This window comes from Anoxybacillus sp. TBDG-1, assembly GCF_054815885.1.
The window spans coordinates 1-3,648 of sequence record NZ_JBTZSY010000085.1 but is presented as its reverse complement, the minus strand read 5'-3'; the positions used below and the strand labels follow the sequence as shown (position 1 = coordinate 3,648).

The 3,648-nt window shown below is 39.4% G+C and carries 4 protein-coding genes; all 4 read right to left on the bottom strand.

The features are described from left to right. Window positions 1-150: 150 nt before the first annotated feature. Window positions 151-408, bottom strand: coding sequence for a type II toxin-antitoxin system HicB family antitoxin (locus tag ACYQY7_RS13740; protein ID WP_461202900.1), 258 nt, complete (start codon window positions 406-408; stop codon window positions 151-153). Window positions 409-425: 17 nt separating this feature from the next. Then, window positions 426-1,274 (bottom strand): Rpn family recombination-promoting nuclease/putative transposase, encoded by an 849-nt coding sequence (locus ACYQY7_RS13735; protein ID WP_461202898.1) that lies wholly within the window; start codon window positions 1,272-1,274, stop codon window positions 426-428. Window positions 1,275-1,821: 547 nt separating this feature from the next. Beyond that, window positions 1,822-3,153 (bottom strand): MATE family efflux transporter, encoded by a 1,332-nt coding sequence (locus ACYQY7_RS13730; protein ID WP_461202896.1) that lies wholly within the window; start codon window positions 3,151-3,153, stop codon window positions 1,822-1,824. A 143-nt stretch (window positions 3,154-3,296) separates the two neighbouring features. Next, window positions 3,297-3,443: a hypothetical protein gene (locus ACYQY7_RS13725; protein ID WP_435621996.1), complete on the bottom strand. Its 147-nt coding sequence runs from the start codon at window positions 3,441-3,443 to the stop codon at window positions 3,297-3,299. Window positions 3,444-3,648 lie beyond the last annotated feature (205 nt).

Below are 3,648 nucleotides of genomic sequence, written 5' to 3'. Positions count from 1 at the left end.
TTTTATAAAAATTTTTAATTATTTTTATTTATTTGGTTAATTTTATTATCCATATTGGAATCGTTAACGCCTTTTTTATAGTTCGATTCTTCCATTTCATAACGAAAAGTCGGCATCCATACTTCAATAAATACAACGGTTTTGTTATTTTTATTTGGAACAAGGCTCAGAAGTCGCTTTATTCTCCTGTTCTAACCCGTATAAATGCAATGCCAACGCTTCTTTTGCCATTTGCAGCGCTTCTTCCTTTGTATCTCCGCATGTAAAGCAACCCGAAAGCTCCGAAAATTCCACATACATTCCGCCGTTGTCACCATCGAAAATAGCCGATAAATATAGCTGTCGTTTTTTGTTCTTAATCGATTCTCGGCTATTTTCATCAGCAATACATGTCGGAAAAAAAGCCATAGCTGAGTTCGCTATGACTAAATTTCTACCGCCCTCCGCACCTCTTCTTCGCTTCGGTCGAGGAGATGGGCGATTTGCGAAATGCTCATTCCTTTCTCCACCATTTTCTGAATCATTTCCCGCTCTTTCTCTTTTGCTCCTTCTATTTTTCCTTTCTGTTCATACGAAATGATCAATTCCATCACTTGTCTGCCTTCTTTTCCTCCCATTTTCTTCACCTCGTTTTGGAATTGTTTCTCTTCTTGTTCGGTTAACTTTACATATGTTTCAAAAAAACCAATAAGTAAGCGTTGCCTGGCTTCGTCAACGTTCAGGCGAATAAGCATTCGGAAAAACTCCTTTTTCAGCTCAACTCGTTCACTTTCATTATATCCCATTTTGCTTAATAGTGCCGTCGCAATCGGATTTTCACTCCGAATGTAATCGCGCCAGTTTTGCTTACGAAGTTCGACAGCCAAAAACTGAAACTGCAACACATGAAGAAACGGAAATTGAAGCGTAAACGAAGACGGTTCATCGCGGATAAAATCGTAGCTGAATATAGCGATTGGAAGAATATTCGTGCGATACTTTTCAAATAGGCGACTAAAATAAATAAACATGCGCTCTGGAAACGATGACTGCATGTAGCTTTGGTTCTCGACATGGATAATAATGATACCAGCTTCTCCTTTTAATTTCGTCTGAATTAAAAGGTCCACTCGATACTTTTCTCCAGCAGTCACATCAGTGAAAAGTTCTTCAGACAAAAAAGAGAAATGCCGAAAATCAATGTGCTCATGTACTTGTGGGAAAAAGAGGAGAATAAACTCTTCAAAAAACGTAGTAAGCAACTCTTTAAACAACCGATCGTGATCAATAGCCATCAACACACCTCACTTTCTAAAATGTCAAATACTTTTTCGACAAAATCGTCGAAAATCCTACCCAAGCAAACGAAAAAACAGAGAGCCGCTCGACTCTCTGAGACGATTGTTTCTATACACTATGTCTCGATTGCAAAAGGAGCGAAACGATGCCGCTCCCTTCTTGACCTGCCATCCATATGAACGACAGCGTTTATTCTATGCACGATTGTACAACAAAAACACGACATGTCAAGACACATTTTCACATCATCCTTGTAACGTAACGAGCTTGCCTATTGCATAGTGGCAAAACAAAAACCAATAGCTTCTCTCCCTATGGATCGTTTAATTTCGCAAAGCTTTAGGTGGGGTGGCACTCCCACATCTCCAACAAGGGCGATGGCTGCCTGTTCCATCCTCTGAAAGCTTTGTTTGCTTATTTATACGCAAATGTCCTCGCTTTTACTATACATAACTGTCTTTTGTTTTTTCGATTATGATCGTTATGGCATGTATCACCAGCTCGTGTTTTCATTTTATGTCGAAAAAAGAAGCTTTCATCGCTTCATCCCCCACTCCACGTTAGCGACCGATACCGCCAGTATAACAGAGCCGCCCTCACGTAGTTATCGATCGCAATAGACAGCCATACGCCGATAAGCCCTAACCCGAAATGAATGCCTAAAACGTACACTCCGGCGGTTCGAATTGCCCATATGCCAAAAGCGGTGACGTACATTGGAAATTTAGCATCTTTATTTGCTTGTAAAACAGACGTTAGTATCGTAACGATCGCTGTTGCTGGTTGAGCAATTGTATCGATGGCTAAAACAGTAACAATTAGCGAAATAACCGTTTCGTTATGTGTAAACACGCGTGCTGTCAATGGTGATGTTAAAAATAGAAAGAAAGTTACGCCCGTCATCATCACCGAAGTACAAACTATAGAAATCAAACTATACGCCTTTGCTTCATTGTATTGCCCTGCTCCAAGACTTTTGCCAACAAGTGTTGTTGTTGCTGTTGCTAAACCTGTTCCGACGATAGATGAAAATAAAGTGAAATTTCCTGTTAACGTATGCGCTGCATAAACTTCTGTCCCCATGCGTACGATCATGCCAAAATAAATGATTTGTCCAAATCGCATAAATAATCGTTCCATAGAAGAAGGAATGCTTAACCGAACGAATTGTAGCATAACACTTTTTTGAAACGTCCACATATCCGTTGAAAAGACGAGCAATTGTTTCTTTTTTAGATGAACAAATAGTAAAATGACACCAAATATACGTGCGAAAACGGTAGCGATTCCAGCCCCTATGATGCCGAGCCCTTCAAAACATACGCCGAAGATGAAAATATAATCAAGGACAATATGTATTCCATTCATCCACAAGCCGATGCGCATAGGCGTTTTTGTGTCGCCAGTCCCTCTAACGATCGCGCCTAATGTGAACATCATAGATATGAAAATGGATGGGGTTGCGACGATTTGAAAATAAATGATTCCTGTTTGTAATATATGTTCGTTCGCTCCCATTAGCCTAAACATATGTTCAGCGAAAAAGAATGAAAGGATCCCAAATACTATTCCGATGACAATCGTTAATATGATGGAGTGAGAAATCACTTTTTTGACTTTTCCGCTATCATTAGCTCCTGTATATGTAGCAACGAGTACTGTTGCAGCAGTGCCAGTCGCTAAAAAGACAGCAAAGTAAATTTGCAGGATCGCATTCGCCATCCCTACGGAAGCTACTTCCACTAAGCCGAGCTTGGAAATAAATAAAGAATCGACAAACCCGACAATACTTTGAAGCAAACTTTCAATCATCGCAGGAATAGCTAATGAAATAAGCGGAAGCCAATACGTTCTTGTTTTCTGTATAATATTCAAACGAATGCACCTCTCTCTGACCATACGTTCATTTTAATCACTATTGCAAAGTCATTCAATTGAATTTCTCCCCCTCTCCTTCTTCACCATTATTCCTCATTTATCCCATACAAAAAACACTAGGCTTCCCTAGTGCTCTGTCGCTAGCAACATGTTTGGTTGTCGTCTTTCTCTTCACAACACGCTTCTTCCTCTTCGCAGCAATCCTCTTTTCTCTCGTCGTCTTTGACCTCCATAATTTGCACATCGCAACAACCTTTTTCTTTTTGTGTAAATAATTTTTTGAACATAGAAATCTCCTCCATTTATATGATGTAAAACAAAAATCCAGATAACGTAGCCATTGAGATGACTGAAGCGATGAACGCCCAAACGAGTTTCTTTTGAAAAATGCTATGCAGTAGCGTAATTTCTGGTAAGCAAGCACAAGCGACTATGTATCACCGTTACAGAAAACTTACAAAACTTTATAAATAATCTATTAATTATTTATAA

Coding starts and splice junctions, on each gene's coding strand:
- ACYQY7_RS13740 (WP_461202900.1), bottom strand. CDS start 408: ATGGCTTTTTTTCCGACATGTATTGCTGATGAAAATAGCCGAGAATCG.
- ACYQY7_RS13735 (WP_461202898.1), bottom strand. CDS start 1,274: ATGGCTATTGATCACGATCGGTTGTTTAAAGAGTTGCTTACTACGTTT.
- ACYQY7_RS13725 (WP_435621996.1), bottom strand. CDS start 3,443: ATGTTCAAAAAATTATTTACACAAAAAGAAAAAGGTTGTTGCGATGTG.